This window comes from Glutamicibacter sp. V16R2B1, assembly GCF_005774635.1.
Taxonomy (GTDB): Bacteria; Actinomycetota; Actinomycetes; order Actinomycetales; family Micrococcaceae; genus Glutamicibacter; species Glutamicibacter creatinolyticus.
This window is the reverse complement of the sequence record NZ_VATX01000015.1, coordinates 214,765-234,336: the sequence shown is the minus strand read 5'-3', so window position 1 is coordinate 234,336 and position 19,572 is coordinate 214,765. Positions and strand designations below refer to the sequence as shown.

The window sequence follows — 19,572 nt, the reverse complement described above, 5'->3', positions numbered from 1 at the left end:
GGCCTAGCCGGCGCGGCGGGTGCGGGGAATGAAGTAGCCAAAGATTCCGGCCCCCAGCACCGAGATCCCGCCCAGCGCCCACACCCCGGCGCTCAGGGTGCCCACCGCGACCAGGCCCGAGAGCAGCACCGGGCCGGCCATGGCCCCGGCATCGGACATCAGGCGCCACAGGCCCAGGAACTTTGCCCGGCCCACCGGCGGTGAATAATCCGCCCCGAGGGTCATCACGATCCCCGAGCCGATCCCGTTGCCGAACCCCAGCAGCATGGATACCGCCAACATGGCGCTCACGGTGTGGGTCAGCGGCAGCAGGAACAGCGCCAACGCCATGGTGGCCATGCACGGCACCGCCACCCAGGCCCGGCCCCGCTTGTCCATGACCTTGCCCGCCGGGTAGAAGATGAGCATGTCAATCGCCCCGGACAGGCCGTAAATCAGGGAAATGGTGGCCGCGTCCAGGCCAATGTTCTCGCCCCACAACGGCAGCACCACCTGCCGGGTGGCGCGGACCGCGGAAATGCACACCACCCCCAGCCCCAATCCCAGCAGGATCCGCCACTGGGCCTTGGCAATGGACAGCATCGAGGTGCCGTTCGGGGTGTTGCCGGCGGCCGGCTCGGCACGGGTGGCCAGTTCGGGGATCCACAGGCACACGACCATGGCGGTGAGCATGGCCAGCAGGCCCACCCAGTACGCCCCGGTCAGCCCCAGCCACTTCATGGCCAGGGTGGCGGCGAAGGGCCCGATGAACACGCCGATGCGCATCACCCCACCGAGCATGGACATGGCCCGGGCCCTGAATTCCATGGGCACGGCCTCGGCCAGGTAGCTTTGCCGGGCCAGGTTGAACACGGCCCCGGCCATTCCCAGCATGCCCACCCCCAGGGCAAAAAGCCCCAGGTTGCTGGGGACAATGCCCAGCACCATGCCCAGGCTCGCCCAGGCTGCGGCCAGCACCATGGAAATGCGCTCCCCGTAGCGGGTGGTCAACACGGCGGCGGGCACGTTGGCCAGCAGGGAGCCAACCCCAACCAGCGTGACAATCAGTGCGGCGGTGGCGGTATCCGCCCCGCGACCGAGCGCAGCCAGTGAAATGATCGGGGCCACGGCCCCCACCCCCACACCGTAGAGCAGGGAGGGTGAGTAGACCTTCAGCGCAAGGGGACGCAGGCTGAAGGGTTGTTCGCTCATGCTCCAATCCTACGCACCAGCCCCGCCACCACCGGCGGGGGTGGGCGCCTTGACAGGCTAATCGCGCGGTTCGGCCTGGTGCATGCGGGCCAGCAACTGGTCGCGAACGGCCTCGGAGTCCTCCATGGTCACGGCAAAGCGCTTGTCCCCGGTGGTGTGCACCACCAGCCCGTCCATGGCGCGGAACACGATGGCCGAGCCGCCGGGGAAGAACCGCCAGCCCCAGCCGCCCCACTGCCCCGGGGTGATCCATTCACTGTCCACGCTCTGGATCTGCCCCAGCGGGATCCGGCGCATCGTGAAGCCCAGAATCCCGGAGGTCACCAGCAGCCCCTTCTCATCCACCTGCACGGTTATGCGGCACACCCCCAACAGCAGCGCCAGGGCGAACAACAGCAGCACGGGTCCGGTCAGCAGGCCGAGCACCCCACCGTTCTCCGCCGACCCGTCGAGCACAAAGAACATGACTACGGTGAACACCAGCAGACCCGCGCTCAGGACCCACAGCCACACCGGCGCGTTCACGCTGCGCTGCAGGGGCTGCTGCGCCACGGGCAGCGCCTGGGGAAGTTCCCGTCCCTGCCCCTGGGCGATCCGTTCATCGCGTTCCTGCTTCATCCCCCGGTTCGCCTGCTGGTACACGCCGCTGATCCAGGCCGGCACCAGGCCGAGCAGCGAACCGGCGATCAGCACCAGGATCCAGGCGCCCAACTGCGCCTGCGCCGGGTCCCCTGCCAGCACGGTCGGCAGCACGCAGCCGATGAACATGGTTCCGCTCGTCCAGGCCGCCAGGCCGCCCAGGAACAGCATCAGCAGCTGGGCCGTGGGACGCTTGGCCCCCATCCCGGCCAGGCCCAGCAGCGCCCCGGCCGCGGCAATCCCCAGGCACACTCCATAGAACGGGCCAAAGCTGCTGAAGCCATCCGGGTAGTCCAGCCCCGACCAGTGGGTGGCCACCACCTCCGGGGCCTGCGCGCCCAGCAGCATCCGGGTGACCAGCACCGCCACCGCCGGCACGAGCAGCAGCAGTGAACTCACCGCCCGGTGCTTGACGGTAACCGGTCCTGTGGGCTGCTTCATGGCTCTTCCTCGGGCTCGTGGGGTCAGCGCCGCGGCATCCGCTGCCGCCGCTGTTTGCATGGACCAGCACCAAAATAGTTGCAGGTCACATCGTTCTTTGCTTTTGATCCTCTCCCGCGCGGCCCCGGTGGGGCAAATCCCGAGCCGAAAGAGTCCTCCGGGGTTAAAAGCACGGCGCCCGGCTCGAAAGCCGGGCGCCGTGCTCCACGCCGGGTGGCGGTGGCCGCTACAGTGAAATGACCGCGTGCTGCGGGTTGGTCATCGCATCGGCGACGAAGCGCAGGAAGCCTGCCGCGGTGCCGCCATCACACACGCGGTGGTCGAAGCTGAGCGTCAGCTCGCAGATCGAACGTACCTTGACCTTGCCCTTGACCACCCAGGGACGTTCCACGACCCGGCCGATGCCCAGGATCGCGGCCTCCGGGTAGTTGATGATCGCCGCGGAGCCATCCACGTTGAACACCCCGTAGTTGTTGATGGTGAAGGTGCTGCCGGACAGGTCCGACACCCCGGCCTTGCCTTCGCGGGCCAGCGAAGCCAGGCGGGCGAACTCGGCCGAGAGCTGCTGTGCGTTCAGCTGGTGCGCGCCGCGCACGTTGGGGACCACCAGGCCCCGGTCGGTTTGCGCGGCGAAGCCCAGGTTCACCCCGTCGAAGCGGGTCTGGGTCAGCTGCCCGTCGGCCCCCACCTCGATGCGGCTGTTCAGTTCCGGGAACTGCTTCAGGCCCAGCACCGCGAAGCGGGAGATGATGGCCAGCATGCTCGGGGCGCTGCCGGCACTTTCCTTGACCTTGGCGCGCAGCTTCAGCAGCTTGGTGACATCCACATCCACCCAGACGGTGGCCTCGGGAATCTCCCGGCGCGAGGTGCTCATCGCGTTGGCGATGGTGCGCCGCACGCCGGAGAGCACGGTGGATTCGGCCACCGGCAGGCCGGTGCGTGAATCGGTCTGCCCGGCGCCGGCCGGGGCACTGGCCGCCGCAGCCGGGGCCGGGGTGGCTGCCGGGGCCGGGGTGCTGGCCGCCGCCGGGGCGCCGGAGTCGATGCGGGACTGGATGTCGCTGCGCAGCACCATCCCGTTCTGGCCGGTGCCCTGCACGGTGGCGATGTCGATCCCGTGATCGCGCGCCAGCTTGCGCACGATCGGGTTGATCACCAGCGGGGCCTGCTCATTGGCCGGTCCGGGGGTGGTGACCACGCTGCCGGCGCGCGGGCGGCGCCGGCGGCTGCCGGTGGACTTGGCCGCGCCGGTGCCGTAGCCGATCAGCACGTTGCCGCTGCCCTCGTCCTCGGCCTGCGGGACCGTGGTTCCGGCACGCTCCTCCTCACGGTAGGACAGCGCCCCCTCGGCCGGCTCGGAGTCCGCGGGCGAACCGGAGTCCTGGCCGCCGGCTTCCCCGGCCTCGGTGGCCACGGAGATGAACGGCTCGTCAACCAGCATCATCTGCCCGGCTTCCCCGTGCAGCTGGTGCACCACGCCCTCGAACGGGCAGGGGATCTCCACCAGCGACTTGGCGGTCTCCACCTCGGCGATGGGCTGGTCCACGGCCACGGTGTCCCCCGCGGCGACCATCCAGCGCACCAGTTCGGCCTCGGTCAGGCCCTCCCCCAGGTCGGGGAGCAGGAATGTCTTGATCACGTTAGGCCTCCCATTGCAGTTGGTCGACGGCGTCGAGGATGCGCTCGGCGCTGGGCAGGTGGTGCTTTTCCAGGGTCGGGGCCGGGTACGGGATGTCGAACCCGGTCACCCGCAGCACCGGGGCCGCCAGCGAGTGGAAGCAGCGCTCCTGGATCCTGGCGGTGATTTCACTGGCCACGGACACGAAGCCCTGGGCTTCGCCGATCACCACGGCCCGTCCGGTCTTGCGTACCGAGGCGGCCACGGCCTCATCATCGAACGGCACAATGGTGCGCACGTCGATGACTTCCAGGTTCCGGCCCTCCTCGGCGGCGATCTTGGCCGCCTCCAGGGCGGTGGACACGCTCGGGCCGTAGGCCACCAGGGTGGCGTCGGTGCCCGGGCGGGCGATGCGGGCGGTGCCCTCGGTCTTCGCCGCGCGCTGCGCCTCGTACTGCCGGGCCAGGTCCTCCAGGTCCACCTGGTCCTTGGTCCAGTACAGCTTCTTCGGCTCAAAGAACACCACCGGGTCCGGGGAGTCGATGGCCTCGCGCAGCATCAGGTAGGCGTCCTGCACGGTGGAGGGGGTGAAGACCTTCAGCCCCGGGGTGTGGGCGTAGTAGGCCTCGGAGGAGTCGCAGTGGTGCTCCACCCCGCCCACGCCGCCGGCGTAGGGGATGCGGATGACCATCGGCAGCGGCAGGCGGCCCTGGGTGCGGTTGCGCATCTTGGCCACGTGCGAGGCGATCTGTTCGAAGGCCGGGTAGGCGAATGCGTCGAACTGCATCTCAATCACCGGGCGCATCTCATTCATGGCCATGCCCACGGCCATGCCCACGATGCCCGATTCGGCCAGCGGGGTGTCAAAGCAGCGGTGGGAACCGAACCGGGCGGTCAGCCCGTCGGTGATGCGGAAGACCCCGCCAAGCACTCCGACGTCCTCGCCGAAGATGACCACCGACTCATCCGCGCTCAGCGCGTCGGCCAGGGCGGTGTTCAGGGCCTTGCCGAAGGTCACCGGCTGGTTGGCCGCGGCCTTGGCTGCGGCGGCGTGTGCGGTTTCGGCGCTGACGTTGCCGTTCTCGGCTGATGCGGTTGCAGTCACCTTATGCCTCCTCGCGGGCTAGTTCGTCGGCCAGCAGTGCGGACTGTTCCTTCAGCTGGGCGGTGGGGGTCGAATACACGTGGTTGAACAGCTCCAGCGGGTCGGTGTCCGCGTCCTGGTTCATCCCGTCGCGCAGGGTCTTGGCCACGGTTTCGGCGTGGTCGGTGATCCGCTGCGTGGCCTCGGACTCCAGCAGCCCGGAGTCGGCCAGGTAGGCTTCCATGCGCTTGACCGGATCCTTGGCCACCCATTCGGCCACCTCCGCGTCCTCGCGGTAGCGCTTGTCGTCATCGGCGTTGGTGTGCGCCTGCATGCGGTAGGTGTGGGCCTCGATCATCAGCGGGCCGGAGCCCTCGCGGGCCAGGCGCACGGCGCGGCCCATGACGGCCATCAGCGCGATCAGGTCGTTGCCGTCCACGCGTTCGCCGGCCATGCCGTAGCCCACGGCCTTGTGGGCCAGCGACGGGGCAACCGACTGCTGGGAAAGCGGCACGGAGATGGCGTACTTGTTGTTCTGCACGAAGAAGATCACCGGCAGGTTGAACACGGCGGCGAAGTTCAGGGCCTCGTGGAAGTCGCCTTCACTGGTCGCGCCGTCGCCGCACATGGCCACCACCACGGTGTTCTCCCCGCGCAGCTTTGCGGCGTGGGCAACACCCACCGCGTGCAGCAGCTGGGTGGTCAGCGGGGTGGACATCGGGGCCACCTGGTACTGCTTCGGGTCATAGCCGCAGTGCCATTCGCCGCGGAAGCTGGTCATGACCTCCATCGGGGCCACGCCCTTGGTCATCACCGCCACCGAGTCCCGATAGGTCGGGAAAAGCCAGTCGCCATCCTGCAGGCACAGCGCGGCAGCGACCTGGCAGGCCTCCTGCCCGTGGCTGGAGGGGTAGACGGCCATGCGGCCCTGGCGGACCAGGGCCGAGTTCTGGTCGTTGACCCGTCGCCCGACCACCAGCGCCTCGTAGGCGCGCAGCAGTTCGGCGGGGCTGGGCAGCGGGTACTCGTGCCCCGGTTCCGCGCCCTGCTCCTCGGTGGAGCGCAGCGAGCCGTCCGGGTTCAGCAGATTGATCATGTGCCGTGCCGGCAGCATGTAGTCCTCGGGGGAAATGCCGAATTTGCGGCTGACTTCAGTGATGAGGTCTTCGCGGGGTTCGGTGCTCATGGCAACCCACCTTTCCTGACCGGGTGCGTGACCCACGACAGAGGGTCGTGTGAAATCACTCACCAATACATTCTTTGTTCACAATTATGGGTAACGATGACTATTCGTCGCCAGTCCGGCGGCTGATCCCAGAAAGTTGCGGGAATATTCCCTATACTCGTAGACGAATAGTTCATTCATCAGGGCTTTGACGAGAACTCGTCCGCCCGCAGTTTCAGGAGCTTTGGTGAGCAAGGAAACCGAGATCAAACTCGATGACGTGGATCATGCGATCCTGGCCGAATTGACCCGGGACGGACGTCAGTCGGTGACCACCGTGGCACAGCGGGTGCACGTCTCGCGGGCCCACGCCTATTCACGCATTGCCCGCCTGCAGGACGCCGGGGTGATCACCCGGTACACGGCGGTCATCGACCCGGTCAAGGCGGGTCTGAAGGCCAGCGCCTATGTCACCCTGAAGCTGCGCCAGCATTCGTGGCGGGAGCTGCGGGACCATCTGGCCTCCATCCCGGAGGTGCACCACGTGGGCCTGGTGGGCGGGAACTTCGATGTGATCCTGCTGGTGCGGGCCAAGGACAACCTGGACCTGCGCCGGGTGGTCTTTGAACGCCTCCAATCCCTGCCCACCGTGCTTGACACCCAGACGCTGCTGATTTTCGAGGACGCCGACACCAGGTAGGTGGTGGCCCGCAGCCCCCTGGGCTGGCCGCTGTTCCGGCGCGTTGCCCCTCCGGCTGGGCGCGTGCCGGTCAACGCAGGCAGCCTCCGGGAAAAGACGGTGTCTTTTCCCGGAGGCTGCGTGCGGTCGGTGGCGGTGTTCGCCAGTGCTGTCAGCCGCGGCCGGTGAACCGCGGCGCGCGCTTTTCCTGGAAGGCCTTGAAGCCCTCGCCGTAGTCGGCGGTGTCACACAGGGCCGCCTGGGCCTTGTTCTCGGCGCGCATGGACGCCCACAGCCCCACCCGCTCGTCACGGATCTGGGCGACCAGTTCTTTGGAGGCCACGAACGCCTGGGTGGCGCCGTTGGCGACCCGGGCCACGATCTGCCCGGTCTGCTCCAGCAGCTGCTCCGCGGCGAAGGCCCGGGAGAACAGCCCGGAGCGCACCGCCTCGGTGCCGGAAATCAGTTCGGCGGTATAGATCAGATCCAGGGTCCGGTGGGCGCCGAGCCGTTCGGTGAACAACCAGTGTCCGCCCGAATCCAGGGTGGCGCCCAGATTGGCGAACGGGGAGCCGATCTTCGCGTTCTCGGCCACGTACACCACGTCGGTGGCTACGGCCAGGCCCAGCCCGACGCCCAGGCAGGCGCCGTGCACCGCGGCGAACGTCGGGGCGGGAAACGCCGACATCTTCTGCAGCAGCGGCTGCACCTTGCCGTCGAGGTAGCCCATGACGTCATCGTCTGCCGGGTTCACCCCGGAGATGTCCCGTCCGGCACAGAACCCGCGGCCCTCTCCGCGCAGCAGCAGGGCGCGCACCTGACCGGACTGCACCTGGGCGGCCGCCTGGTCATAGGCCTCGGACAGTTCGGCCAGGGCCGCCTCGTCCAGCGCGTTCATCTTCTGCGGTGCGTTCAGCACCACGGTGGCCACCGAATCGGCAATGTTCAGTTCGATCATCGGGCGGCTCCTAGGCGTCGAAGTCGACGGTGACTTTGTCACTGGTCGGATGGGACTGGCAGGTCAGCACGTAGCCGGCCTCGATCTCGTCCGGCTCCAGCGCGTAGTTTTCGGCCATCTTCACGCTGCCGCAGGTGACCTTCGCGCGGCAGGTGCCGCACACCCCGCCGGCGCAGGCGAACGGAACGTCCGGGCGGACCCGCAGCGCGGCGTTCAGCACGGTCTCATTGGTGCGCACCGGGGACTTGACCTCACCCTGCAGTCCATCGAGCTTGAAGGTGATTTCGTAGCTTTCCTCGTTCTCATCCACCTCGACCGGGCGGCCGATCTGGCCCTGCGGCCGGTTCGGCTCACCGGTGGTGAACAGTTCGAAGCGGACCTTGTCGGCCGGGACCTGCAGTTCGGAGAGCTGGTCGCGCACCAGCTGGACCAGTTCGAAGGGACCGCACAGGAACCATTCGTCCACATCGTCGTGCGGGATGACGGAGTTCAGCAGGGCGGTGAGCTTCTCGGCGTCAATGCGCCCGGAGAGCAGCGGGGAGATGCGCTGCTCCCGGCTGAGCACGTGGTGCAGGGCCATCCGTGAGGGGTAGCGGTCCTTCAGGTCCGCCAGCTCCTCCAGGAACATCACGTCCATGGCGGCCTTGTTCGCGTAGATCAGGTCAAAGCGCGTGTTCTCGTTGGCTTCCAGGATGGTGCGGGCAATGGCCAGCACCGGGGTGATCCCGCTGCCCGCGGCAACGGCTACGAAGTGGTCCTGGGTGAGCGTATCCACACTGGTCGGGTCGTTCATCCCGGTGAGCTTGTGCTTGGAGATGAAGGCGCCGGCCGGGCTCATCACATCGATCTGCTCGCCGGCCTCCAGTTCCTCGTTCGCCCAGGTGGAGAACACCCCGCCCAGGTCGCGCTTGATCGCGACCTTGATCTCGCTGCCGGTCGGTGCGGCACAGATCGAGTAGGAGCGGCGCACTTCCTGCAGCTCGCCCTCGGCGTTGGGCAGTTCCTTGCGCAGGGCCACGTACTGCCCGGCGACGTAGTCGTATTCCTCGGACAGCTCCGGCGGGATCGCGAAGGTCACCTCGATGGAGTCCTTGGTCAAGCGGCGGACCTCGGAGACGGTCAACCGGTGGAAGGTGGCCCGCCGGCGCGTCGGTGTGGTTTGTTCAGTCATGAAAGCACCTTGAAGTAGTCGAAAGGTTCCAAACAGTCGCTGCAGGTGTACAGCGCCTTGCACGCGGTCGAACCGAAGCGGGCGAGTTCACGGGTCTTCAGGGAGTGGCAGCGCGGGCATTTCACGCTCAGCCCCAGGGTCACCGGGCCGCGGTGGCCGGTGCCGGTGGGCGGGGCAATGCCGTATTCGCTGAGTTTGCGTTTGCCGTCCTCGCTCATCCAGTCGGTGGTCCAGGCCGGTGAGAGCACCAGCTTGACGTCCACCTTCTGGTAACCGGCGTCCTCGAAGGCGTGGTGCAGGTCCTGGGTGATCACGTCCATGGCCGGGCAGCCGGAGTAGGTCGGTGTGATGGTCACCTGGACGGTGCCATCCTCCAGCTGCTCGACCCCGCGCAGGATCCCCAGATCGGCGATGCTCAGCACGGGGATCTCCGGGTCATTGACCTTGGAGGCGATGTGCTGCAGCTTCTCGTGATCGGTGCTCATGCTTTGCTTCGTCATCTCTGCTCACCCATTCGGTTCGAAAAGATTGCTACCAGGTCGCGCCCGGGTGCTTGCGGGCCAGGACCTGCATTTCGGCCAGAATGTAGCCCAGGTATTCCGAGTGTTCGCCCTGGCGTCCGCGGCACATGGCCTGCGGCACCTGCGGGGCTTCCAGTCCGGCGGCGTCCAGGACGCGGGTGATTTCCGCATCCCAGGCTGCGCGCAGGGTGGAGGGGCGCACGGCGATGCCCTCAAGCTCATCGTGCAGCGGCTCGTCGGCGAACATCTCCGAGACGTAGGGCCACATGATTTCCAGTGCGTGGCGCATCTTGGCGGCCGATTCCTCGGTGCCAAGGCCCAGGCGGATGGTCCACTGCTCGGCGTGGTCGTGGTGGTAGTGCACTTCCTTCTCGGCCTTGGCGGCGATGGCCGCCAGGGTTTCATCCGAGGAGTTCATCAGCTCACGGTAGAGCAGCATCTGGAAGGTCGAGACGAACAGCATCCGGATGATCGTCACCCCGAAGTGCCCGTTGTCCTGCTCCACGATGTGCAGGGAGGTGAAGTCCTCTTCCTCACGGAAGTAGGCCAGCTCATCCTCGGTCTTGTCCCACGCCAGCCCGGCGTAGGTCAGGAACGAGCGGGCGTGGCCCAGCAGGTCCAGGGTGATGTTCCCCAGTGCCACGTCCTCTTCGAGTTCCGGGGCGCGTGAGACCCAGTGGGCCATGCGCTGGGAGAGGATCAGCGAGTCGTCCCCCAGGCGCAGCGCGTACTGGGCGACCGCCTCGGAGGGCTTGACCCCATCCTGGGCGATGTCCTCCGGACGCAGCGCGTTGCCTGGGGTAACCCGGGTGGCCGAGGCCAGCGCGTCGCCGAAGCTGTCCAGGGTGGCGTCCAGTTCATCGGACTTCACAGGTGCTTCACCCCTTCGCTGGCCTTGTAGTAGGTGGCGTGGCGGTAGTCCTTGCCCTTGGGCGATTCAAAGAATTCATCCTTCGCCCCCGGGTCGGAGGAGATGATGTCATCGGACTTCACGACCCACAGCGACACACCTTCGTTGCGCCGGGTGTACAGATCCCGTGCATTGCGCACGGCCATCTGGGCGTCCGGTGCGTGCAGCGATCCGGCATGTACGTGGGACAGGCCACGGGAGGAACGCACGAAGACTTCCCACAGCGGCCACTGGTTCTTCTGGGTGCTCATCGTTTAGGCGACCTCACTTTGTGCTTGCTTGTTGGCGTATGCGGCGGCGGCTTCGCGCACCCAGGCACCTTCGCGGTGGGCGGCGCGGCGGCGCTCCATGCGGTGGGCGTTCATCGGACCGCCACCCTTGATCACGCTCATGAACTCATCCCAGTTCAGATCCTTGTGAATCCACTTGCCCGACTCCTGATCGAAGCGCAGTTCCGGGTCCGGCAGGGTCAGGCCCAGCACCTTGACCTGTTCGGCGATCATGCCCACGAAACGCTGGCGCAGGTCGTCGTTGGAGAAGCGCTTGATCTTCCAGGCCATGGACTGCTTGGAGTTCGGGGACTGCTCATCCGGCGGACCGAACATCATCAGCGAGGGCTCGTAGAAGCGGTTGATTGCGTCCTGGGCCATCTTCTTCTGCGCCTCGGTGCCGCGGGAAAGGGCCAGCAGGATCTCGAACCCCTGACGCTGGTGGAAGGACTCTTCCTTGCAGATGCGCACCATGGCGCGGCCGTACGGGCCATAGGAGGCGCGGCACAGCGGCACCTGGTTGGCGATGGCCGCACCATCGACCAGCCAGCCGATGGCCCCCATGTCCGCCCAGGTTCGGGCCGGGTAGTTGAAGATCGAGGAGTACTTGGCCCGGCCGGTGAGCAGCTGCTCGTTCAGCTCATCGCGTGCGGTGCCCAGGGTCTCGGCCGCCGAGTACAGGTACAGGCCGTGGCCCGCCTCGTCCTGCACCTTGGCGATCAGGATGGCCTTGCGCTTCAGCGACGGGGCGCGGGTGATCCAGTTGGCTTCTGGCTGCATGCCGATGATTTCCGAGTGCGCGTGCTGCGAGACCTGGCGGGTCAGGGTCTTGCGGTAGGCCTCGGGCATCCAGTCGCGGGGCTCGATGCGCGAATCGTCGTCGATGATGGCATCGAAACGGGCCTGCGACTGCTGTTCCTCATAACTGGGAACGGCGCTAAGCTGCGAATCATTCTGTGTGGTTGCGGCCATGGTTCACCTCACTGATGTCAAAGATATTTACCGACCGTTCGTTCAGTATATTGGTGAGTCACGCATCACGTCAACATGAGTCGCCGCTTACAGCACAAGCTGCGCCGCACGGCCCGCTCCCCCGCCCAATGGCCGGAAGCGGCCGGCGAAATCCGCAGGTTCTTCCGGCCCCTTGCCCTCCCGCCGGCGGTAGTCGCCTCCCAACACGAAGGCGCCCGCCCCGGTCTCCGGCCCCAAGGGCCAGGACACCGGAACGGGCGCCGTCTGTGTGGCGGCAGCCAGCCGTTAGAGCACCTTGGACAGGAAGTCCTGGGTGCGGGCCTGCTGCGGGTTGCCGAACAGCTCGGAGGGGACGTTTTCCTCGCACACCACTCCGTCGGCCATGAACACCACCCGGTCGGCCACCTCGCGGGCAAAGCCCATCTCGTGGGTGACCAACACCATCGTCATGCCCTCATCGGCCAGTTCCTTGATCACCTGCAGCACCTCACCGACCATTTCCGGGTCCAGGGCGCTGGTGGCCTCGTCGAAGAGCATGATGCCCGGGCTCATCGCCAGCGCGCGGGCAATCGCCACACGCTGCTTCTGCCCACCGGAGAGGGAGGCGGGGCGGGCATCGGCCTTCTCCTCCAGCCCCACCCGGCGCAGCAGCTCCAGGGCGCGGGTGCGGGCCTCGGAACGCGACATCTTGCGCAGCTCCACGGGGGCGAGCATGATGTTCTGCGCCACCGACATGTGCGGGAACAGGTTGAAGTGCTGGAAGACCATGCCCACGTGGCGGCGGACCTCATTGATGTCCACCTTGGGGTCGGTGACGTCAAAGCCATCGACCACCACGGTGCCGCCGGTGATTTCCTCCAGCTTGTTCAGGCACCGCAGCAGCGTGGACTTGCCCGACCCGGAAGGCCCGATCACGCAGACCACCTCGCCCTCGGCCACCTGCAGGTCAATGCCCTGCAGCACCTCGTTGCTGCCAAAGGACTTGCGCAGCCCCTCGACCTGGATCTTCGGTTGGCGTGACCGCTTTTCGCTGACTTCACTCACTTGTTAAACCTCCGATCGGCGAAGTTCGCCAGTTTGGTCAGGGCCAGGATGGCCACCAGGTAGATCACGGCCACGATCAGCAGCGTCTCGGTGACCCGGAAGTTGGCCGCGTAGATCTGCTGGCCCTGGTAGAGCAGTTCGCCAAAGCCGATGGCCAGCAGCAGTGAGGAGTCCTTGAGCATGATGATCAGCTGGTTGATCAGTGACGGGGTCATGATCTTGAAGGCCTGCGGGATCACGACCTTCTGCATTGACTTGCCGTATCCCAGGCCCAGCGAGCGGGAGGCCTCCAGCTGTCCGGGGTCCACCGACTGCACGCCGCCGCGCACGATTTCGGCGATGTAGGCCGCGCCGTTCAGGGACAGGGTCAGCACGCCGGCCACCCAGATGTTCACGCTCTGCCCGATCAGCTGGGCCAGACCGAAGTAGAAGAAGAACGCCCACACCAGGATCGGGGTGCCGCGGAAGAGGTTGATGAAGCCGGTGGCCAGTCCGCGGGCGAAGATGTTGCGTGAGATCTTCAGGAATCCAAAGAGCAGACCCAGCGCCATCGCCACCACGAAGGAGATCCCGGTGACCACCAGGGTGTTCTTTAGACCCATCATCAGGGCCGGGAAGGACTGCTTGAGCAGATCGAAGAAGCCGCCGGAACTGGAGGCGGCCGGATCGGCCAGGTAGGAGTCCAGGATCTTGTCGTACTCCCCGCTGTCCTTCAGCTTGGCCAGCCCGTCATTGAAGGCGGCCAGCAGCGCGGAGTTCTTGCCCTTGTTCACCGCGAACCCGTAGGATCCGGCCGGCTCCTTCTCGGTCACGGTCTTCAGCCCGTTGCCCTGGGCGATGCCGTAGGCCAGCACCGGATAGTCATCGAAGACCGCCACCGCGGTGCCGGCCTTGACCGACTCATACATGGTGGCCGACTGGTCCAGCGACTTGACCTCGAACCCGTATTCGTCGGCGATCGACTTGGCGAAGGTTTCCCCCTCGGAGCCGGTCTTGGCGACCACGGTCTTGCCCTTGAGGTCCTCGTAGCCCTTGATGTCCTCGTTGCCGCGTTCGATGGCCATCTGGATGCCGGACTCGAAGTAGGGTTCGGAGAAGTCGTAGACTTCCTTGCGCTCGTCGGTGATCGACATGCCGGCGATCACGCCGTCGACCTGGTTTGAGCTCAGCGCCTGCAGGGCCGCGTTGAAGCCCAGAGAGCGGATCTCAACATTGAACCCCTCCTCCTCGGCGATGGCGCGCAGCAGGTCCATGTCGATGCCCACCAGATCCCCGCCCTGGCGGAACTCAAAGGGGGCGAAGGTGGTGTCGGTGCCGATGACGAAGGTTTTGCCCTCGACGCCGTCCTCGGGCTGGGCCACGGCGCCGGGGACGCCGATGACCAGGGCCAGCATGGCCAGTAGGGTGCTGGCCAGCCAGCGGCGCCACTGCCGCGGGCCGCTGGCCCGGCGCGGTCGCAGTTGCTCTGGCCGCGCAGAATTCTGTGTAGTTGTCACCAAGTTTCACTCTTTCTTCCAAGGTGCGGTTCCAAGGTGTTGTGCTTGTTAGCTGGGTCATACCTCCTTGCTTTAGCCTAAAGCCATCGGTGAGTAGAAGGTACCCGCCGCGCTTTGGCGTTCCTCCCGCCGGGGCGACGCGCCGGTTCGCGCAGGGCTAGATCCATCCCCGGCAGGGTGATGGTGGGTTTAGATGGGATCATGCATTCCGAATCGAAGATCCCGTACCCCCCGGTGGCCGCCAAGCGCCCCACCACCCGCACCCACCACGGTGATACCTTCACCGATGACTATGAATGGCTGCGCGAGAAGCAGAACCCGCAGGTCATCGAGCACCTCCAGGCCGAGAACCGCTACACCGAGGCGATCAGCGCAAACCAGGAGCAGCTGCGCCAGGAGATCTTCGATGAGATCAAGTCCCGCACGGTGGAAACCGACCTGTCGGTTCCCACCCGGCGCCGCGGCTGGTGGTACTTCACCCGCTCCGTGGAGGGCCAGCCCTACCTGATCCACAGTCGGGTCAAGGCCACGGACACCGGGGACCTGGAGGCGGACTGGACCCCGCCGGTGATTGACCCGGCCGCCGAGCTGCCCGGGGAGCAGGTGCTGGTGGACGGCAACCGGCTGGCCGAGGGCGAATCCTTCTTCGCCCTGGGCGGGATGGCCATCAATGAGACGAGCAACCTGCTGGCCTACTGCGTGGACACCACCGGGGATGAGCGTTTCACCCTCTACCTGAAGGACCTGCAGACCGGGCAGCTGCTGGCTGACACCATCGAGGGCGTGTTCTACGGGTTGGCCTTCTCCCCCGATTCGCGCCGCGTGTTCTACACCGTGGTGGATGAGACCTGGCGCCCCCACCAGATCCGGGCGCACGTGCTGGGCACCGACCCGAGTAAGGATGCGGTGATTTTCCAGGAAGATGACCCGGGCATGTGGCTGGGCTTTGAGCTCAGCGCCGACCGGGAGCACCTGCTGATCTCCAGCGGCAACTCCGAATACTCCGAGACCAGCGTGCTGGATCTGCGGGATCCGGCCGCCGAGGTCCAGCTGCTGGTGGACCGTTCCCTGCGCCTGCTGCACGCGGTGGACCTGCTGCCCGGCGAGCGCGCCGACGAGGTGCTGATTACCCACGACCACCAGGCACCGAACAACCGGATCTCCCTGGTGCCCCGCGATCAGCTCGGTGCCGCAGCCGATCCCGGGCAGTGGCCCGATGTGGTGCCGCACCGGCCCACCGTCAAATGCGAGGGCGCTCTGATCACCGCCACCCACCTGGTGCTCTCGGTGCGCCGGGACACCTGCGAGCGGGTGGAGCTGCTGCCGCTGCAGGGGCTGGGCACCGACGCCCAGCAGCCGGTGCTGGAGCCGCAGTTCGAGGAACAGCTGTTCACCGCCTCCCCGGTGTTCGCCTCCCTGGAATCCCCGGTCGCGCGCATCGCCTACACCTCGGACTTCACTCCGGCCCGGGTCTATGACCTGGTCCTGGAGGACCACCGGCTGCTGTTGCGCAAGCAGACCCCGGTGAACAACTATGACGCGGCCAACTACCGGGCCACCCGGCACTGGGCCAGCGCCGCGGACGGGACCCAGATCCCGCTGACCGTGATGCACCGGGTGGATGTGGATCTCTCCCGCCCGCAGCCCACCCTCATCTACGGGTACGGCTCCTATGAGATGTCCATGGACCCGGGCTTTGGCATCCCCCGGCTGAGCCTGCTGGACCGCGGGGTGGTGTTCGTGGTGGCCCACGTGCGCGGCGGCGGCGAACTGGGACGCGACTGGTACCTGCAGGGCAAGAAGCTGAACAAGAAGAACACGTTCACCGATTTCGTGGACGCCACCACCTACCTGATCGAGAAGGGCATCGCCGACCCGCAGCGGATCGTGGCGTTGGGCGGTTCGGCTGGCGGGCTGCTGATGGGCGCGGTCGCGAACCTCGCCCCGCAGCTGTACGCGGGCATCATCGCCCAGGTGCCGTTCGTGGATGCGCTGACCTCCATCCTGGATCCGGAGCTGCCGCTCTCGGCCCTGGAGTGGGAGGAATGGGGCAACCCGATCCAGGACCGCGAGGTGTACGAGTACATGAAGTCCTACTCCCCGTATGAGAACATCCGCCCGGTGCCCTACCCGCGCATCGCCGCGGTCACCTCCCTGCACGACACCCGCGTGCTGTATGTGGAGCCGGCCAAGTGGGTGGCGAAGCTGCGTGAGGTGGGCACCGGCACCAAGCCGATCGTGCTGAAGACCGAGATGGAAGGCGGGCACGGCGGTGCCTCCGGCCGCTACGAGGGCTGGAAGAACCGGGCGTGGGATTATGCGTTCGCCCTCGATGCCCTGGGGCTGAACCCGGCCGGGAACAGCTGATGAGCTCCCCGCGGCCGGTGGAACTGCAGTGGCTGGAGCATGCCCGGTGGTGCGCCGAACCGGCGTTCACCAGGCTGCTTGGACTGGCCGCGGACCCACCGGACGCGGCACGGCTGCAGGGCCTGGTGCAGCACTGCGCGCAGCTGCACCTGCTCGGGGCGTTTGCCTCCCCCGGAGAGTTGGTGGGCCTGGCCGCCTACCGGCGCCGTCCGGGGCAGTGTGTGGAACTGGAATACCTGGCGGTGCTGCCGCAGGCGCAGCACCGCCAGGTGGCTTCGGCCCTGGTGCAGGCGCTGCGCACGGCCGAGCAGGCCACGGTGGTGGCCGCCACGGATGATGACGCCATCGGCTTCTACCGGGCCCGCGGCTTTCTGGTTTCCCGGGCGCCGCGGGATCCGCGCTGGCCCGCGGCCACCCGCTACTGGTGCACGCTGGCGCACCCGGCCGCCCTGCGTCAGCGGCCCACCGGCGATCCGGGGCTTCAGTATCTTGACGGGGCACCGGCCCCGGGCAGCATCCAGGTGGTGCCCGCCGACCCGGGCTGGGCGCAGCACTTTGAGCAGCTGGCCGAGCGCCTGCGCCGGGCCCTGGGGGCCACCGCGCAGGTGGTTGAGCATGTGGGCTCGACCTCGGTGCCTGCGCTGGCGGCCAAGCCGGTCATTGACATCAACCTGCTGGTGGATGATCCGCGGGACGAGGATTCCTACGTGCCGCAGCTGCGCGCGGCCGGGCTGCTGTTCTGGTTGCGGGAGCCGGGCTGGCACCAGCACCGGTTGTTCAAGCAGCTGGCCACCGGCAGCACGCTGGAGGCCAATATCCACCTCTTCGCGCTGGGCAGCGCCGAGCACTGCCGGATGGTGCTGCTGCGTGACCGGTTGCGCTCCGACCCGGCCATGCGGCGGGCGTACGCTCGGGCCAAGCTCGACGCGGCCGGCCAACTCAATGAGCGCACCGCTCACCAGGGTCTGGTCATGGACTACAACCGGATCAAGGAGCCGTTCATCCTGGGCCTGCTGGAGCAAATCGTCCACGGATTCCCGGAAGACTCTTTGCCCACCACGGCGTGAAACAGTAGACACCCCGACTTGACTTGAGTCACAATTCATTATTACCTAATGATCGTTCGGTAAATAATTCCTGCAGGGGTGCCCATGAGCGAAACACAAGTCGAAAAGTCCCTCCCCCACGCCATCCTGGCCAATGACTACGCCACCGAATGGATGGGCATTGAAGTGCTGCAGCTGGGGGACGGCACCGCCACCATCACCATGCAACTGCGCAAGGAGATGCTCAACGGTTTCGGCATCGCCCACGGCGGGATGGTCTTCGCCCTGGCCGATACGGCCTTCGCCCTGAGCTGCAACCCGGCCGAGGGCAGCGACAAAACCATCACGGTGGCCTCCGGGGTGGACATCAACTTCCTCAAGCCAGGCATTCCCGGACGCACGCTGACCGCCCACGGACAGCGGGTCGCCCAACAGGGCCGCAGCGGCGTGTACGACATCCGAGTCACCCAGGACACCCCGCAGGGAGACGAGGAACTGCTGGCCGTCTTCCGCGGCCGTTCGCGCACCATCCCCAAGCCGGCCTGACACCGCGCCCGACCAGGCCCCGGGGCGTCCCACCCGAAGGCGGCGCAGCAAAAGCCCGGGCAGTCTGGCTCCCCCGCACCGGTCCGCCGGTGCGCACGGCCCCACCACATCACGAACGAAAGATTTGAGCATGACCCAGAACCCCGAACGCGAAGAGCTGCCCAACCCGCTGGATCCCGAGGAACTGATGAGCCGGGATGAGATCGAATCGATCCAGCTCACCCGGTTGCAGGAAACCATCGCCTACGCCTACCAGAATGTTCCGTACTACCGCCAGAAGTACGACGCGGCCGGTGTGCACCCGGGGGACATGAAGGAATTGTCCGACCTGGCCAAGTTCCCCTTCACCGAGAAGGAGGACCTGCGCAAGTCCTACCCGTTCGGGATGTTCGCGGTACCCCAGCACCAGATCGCCCGCCTGCACGCCTCCTCGGGCACCACCGGGCGGGCCACCGTGGTCGGCTACACCCAGAAGGACCTGGATGACTGGGCCCGACTCGGGGCCCGCTGCCTGCGCCTGTCCGGGGTCAAGCCGGGCTGGAAGGTGCACAACGCCTACGGCTACGGCCTGTTCACCGGCGGACTGGGCGCCCACGCGGCGGCCGAGAAGCTGGGCACCACGGTCATCCCGATGTCCGGGGGCCAGACCGAAAAGCAGATTACCCTGATCCACGACTTCCAGCCCGACGCCATCCTGTGCACCCCCACCTACCTGCTGACCATTGGCGATGCGATGCAGCGCATGGGCCTGGATCCGCGCGGCACCTCGCTGAAGGTGGCGGTGCTTGGCGCCGAGCCGTGGACCGAGGAGATGCGCCACGAGCTGGAGGAGATGTTCGGGCTAGACGCCTGCGACATCTATGGCCTCAGTGAGGTCATGGGTCCGGGAGTGGCCGGGGAATCCAATGAGCTCAAGGACGGCAGCCACATCTGGGAGGACTACTTCCGCCCGGAGATCCTGGACGCCTACGACGAAACCAAGGTGCTGCCCGACGGGCAGCACGGCGAACTGGTGTTCACCTCGCTGACCAAGCAGGCGCTGCCGATCATCCGCTACCGCACCCATGACCTGACCCGGCTGCTGCCCGGCACCGCCCGGCCCGGGCACCGCCGCATGGGCCGGATCACCGGGCGCAGCGATGACATGATCATCCTGCGCGGGGTGAACCTGTTCCCCAGCCAGATCGAGGAACTGATCCTGAAGGTCCCGGCCCTCTCCCCGCACTTCCAGCTGGTGCTCACCCGTCCCGGACGCATGGACCAGCTGGCGGTCAAGGTCGAGCGCCGCAGTGACGCGACCGCCCACGAGGTCTCCACCGCCGGGCAGGAACTGGCCTCGCTGATCAAGATCCACATTGGCTCCAGCTGCGCCATCGAGGTCGTTGAGCCCGAGACCCTGGAGCGCTCCATGGGCAAGCTCAAGCGCATCTACGACATGCGCAACCTGTAGCGTTC

At 66.8% G+C, this 19,572-nt stretch carries 18 protein-coding genes; 5 read left to right on the top strand and 13 right to left on the bottom strand.

What is annotated here, in order from left to right:
• Nucleotides 1-3: 3 nt before the first annotated feature.
• The 5 genes from FDN03_RS11125 to pdhA form a co-directional block, all read right to left on the bottom strand.
• Nucleotides 4-1,191 carry an MFS transporter gene (locus tag FDN03_RS11125; protein WP_138177017.1) on the bottom strand — a complete coding sequence of 396 codons (1,188 nt, stop codon included), beginning with the start codon at nucleotides 1,189-1,191 and terminating at the stop codon, nucleotides 4-6.
• A gap of 57 nt (nucleotides 1,192-1,248) precedes the next feature.
• A complete protein-coding gene (locus FDN03_RS11120; protein WP_138177014.1) occupies nucleotides 1,249-2,271 on the bottom strand; it encodes a hypothetical protein in 1,023 nt (340 codons plus the stop codon).
• Nucleotides 2,272-2,497: 226 nt separating this feature from the next.
• The gene (locus FDN03_RS11115) at nucleotides 2,498-3,910 is read right to left on the bottom strand and encodes a dihydrolipoamide acetyltransferase family protein (RefSeq protein ID WP_349291715.1); all 1,413 of its coding nucleotides are present in this window, start codon (nucleotides 3,908-3,910) and stop codon (nucleotides 2,498-2,500) included.
• Between the two features lies 1 nt (nucleotide 3,911).
• Nucleotides 3,912-4,994, bottom strand: a complete 1,083-nt coding sequence (locus FDN03_RS11110; RefSeq protein WP_138177011.1) for an alpha-ketoacid dehydrogenase subunit beta — start codon at nucleotides 4,992-4,994, stop codon at nucleotides 3,912-3,914.
• Nucleotide 4,995: 1 nt separating this feature from the next.
• Entirely contained in the window at nucleotides 4,996-6,159 is a 1,164-nt protein-coding gene (gene pdhA / locus FDN03_RS11105; protein WP_138177008.1) for a pyruvate dehydrogenase (acetyl-transferring) E1 component subunit alpha, read from the bottom strand.
• A 226-nt stretch (nucleotides 6,160-6,385) separates the two neighbouring features.
• Here pdhA and FDN03_RS11100 point away from each other — a divergent pair, with 226 nt between their 5' ends.
• Entirely contained in the window at nucleotides 6,386-6,838 is a 453-nt protein-coding gene (locus FDN03_RS11100; RefSeq protein WP_171021222.1) for an Lrp/AsnC family transcriptional regulator, read from the top strand.
• Nucleotides 6,839-6,989: 151 nt separating this feature from the next.
• Here the strand turns inward: FDN03_RS11100 and FDN03_RS11095 are convergent, their stop codons facing one another.
• From FDN03_RS11095 to FDN03_RS11060, 8 genes are all read right to left on the bottom strand, one after another.
• Nucleotides 6,990-7,775 carry an enoyl-CoA hydratase/isomerase family protein gene (locus tag FDN03_RS11095; RefSeq protein WP_138177005.1) on the bottom strand — a complete coding sequence of 262 codons (786 nt, stop codon included), beginning with the start codon at nucleotides 7,773-7,775 and terminating at the stop codon, nucleotides 6,990-6,992.
• A gap of 10 nt (nucleotides 7,776-7,785) precedes the next feature.
• Nucleotides 7,786-8,946 (bottom strand): 1,2-phenylacetyl-CoA epoxidase subunit PaaE, encoded by a 1,161-nt coding sequence (gene paaE, locus FDN03_RS11090; protein WP_138177002.1) that lies wholly within the window; start codon nucleotides 8,944-8,946, stop codon nucleotides 7,786-7,788.
• On the bottom strand, nucleotides 8,943-9,446 hold the full coding sequence (gene paaD / locus FDN03_RS11085) for a 1,2-phenylacetyl-CoA epoxidase subunit PaaD (RefSeq protein WP_171021221.1): 504 nt from the start codon (nucleotides 9,444-9,446) through the stop codon (nucleotides 8,943-8,945). The genes paaE and paaD overlap by 4 nt, the downstream gene beginning before the upstream one ends.
• A gap of 31 nt (nucleotides 9,447-9,477) precedes the next feature.
• A complete protein-coding gene (gene paaC, locus FDN03_RS11080; RefSeq protein ID WP_138176999.1) occupies nucleotides 9,478-10,338 on the bottom strand; it encodes a 1,2-phenylacetyl-CoA epoxidase subunit PaaC in 861 nt (286 codons plus the stop codon).
• Nucleotides 10,335-10,628 carry a 1,2-phenylacetyl-CoA epoxidase subunit PaaB gene (gene paaB, locus FDN03_RS11075; protein ID WP_138176996.1) on the bottom strand — a complete coding sequence of 98 codons (294 nt, stop codon included), beginning with the start codon at nucleotides 10,626-10,628 and terminating at the stop codon, nucleotides 10,335-10,337. The genes paaC and paaB overlap by 4 nt, the downstream gene beginning before the upstream one ends.
• 3 nt (nucleotides 10,629-10,631) lie before the next feature.
• Entirely contained in the window at nucleotides 10,632-11,618 is a 987-nt protein-coding gene (paaA, locus tag FDN03_RS11070; protein ID WP_138176993.1) for a 1,2-phenylacetyl-CoA epoxidase subunit PaaA, read from the bottom strand.
• A 285-nt stretch (nucleotides 11,619-11,903) separates the two neighbouring features.
• A complete protein-coding gene (locus FDN03_RS11065; RefSeq protein WP_138176990.1) occupies nucleotides 11,904-12,662 on the bottom strand; it encodes an amino acid ABC transporter ATP-binding protein in 759 nt (252 codons plus the stop codon).
• Nucleotides 12,659-14,056 carry an amino acid ABC transporter substrate-binding protein/permease gene (locus FDN03_RS11060; protein WP_138177583.1) on the bottom strand — a complete coding sequence of 466 codons (1,398 nt, stop codon included), beginning with the start codon at nucleotides 14,054-14,056 and terminating at the stop codon, nucleotides 12,659-12,661. The genes FDN03_RS11065 and FDN03_RS11060 overlap by 4 nt, the downstream gene beginning before the upstream one ends.
• Before the next feature lie 303 nt (nucleotides 14,057-14,359).
• Between FDN03_RS11060 and FDN03_RS11055 the strand changes: the two genes are divergently transcribed.
• From FDN03_RS11055 to FDN03_RS11040, 4 genes are all read left to right on the top strand, one after another.
• Nucleotides 14,360-16,525 (top strand): S9 family peptidase, encoded by a 2,166-nt coding sequence (locus FDN03_RS11055; RefSeq protein WP_138176987.1) that lies wholly within the window; start codon nucleotides 14,360-14,362, stop codon nucleotides 16,523-16,525.
• Nucleotides 16,525-17,592 (top strand): GNAT family N-acetyltransferase, encoded by a 1,068-nt coding sequence (locus FDN03_RS11050; protein WP_138176985.1) that lies wholly within the window; start codon nucleotides 16,525-16,527, stop codon nucleotides 17,590-17,592. The genes FDN03_RS11055 and FDN03_RS11050 overlap by 1 nt, the downstream gene beginning before the upstream one ends.
• An 84-nt stretch (nucleotides 17,593-17,676) precedes the next feature.
• Nucleotides 17,677-18,117 carry a hydroxyphenylacetyl-CoA thioesterase PaaI gene (paaI, locus tag FDN03_RS11045; RefSeq protein WP_054821979.1) on the top strand — a complete coding sequence of 147 codons (441 nt, stop codon included), beginning with the start codon at nucleotides 17,677-17,679 and terminating at the stop codon, nucleotides 18,115-18,117.
• A gap of 130 nt (nucleotides 18,118-18,247) precedes the next feature.
• Nucleotides 18,248-19,567: an AMP-binding protein gene (locus tag FDN03_RS11040; RefSeq protein ID WP_054821471.1), complete on the top strand. Its 1,320-nt coding sequence runs from the start codon at nucleotides 18,248-18,250 to the stop codon at nucleotides 19,565-19,567.
• Nucleotides 19,568-19,572 lie beyond the last annotated feature (5 nt).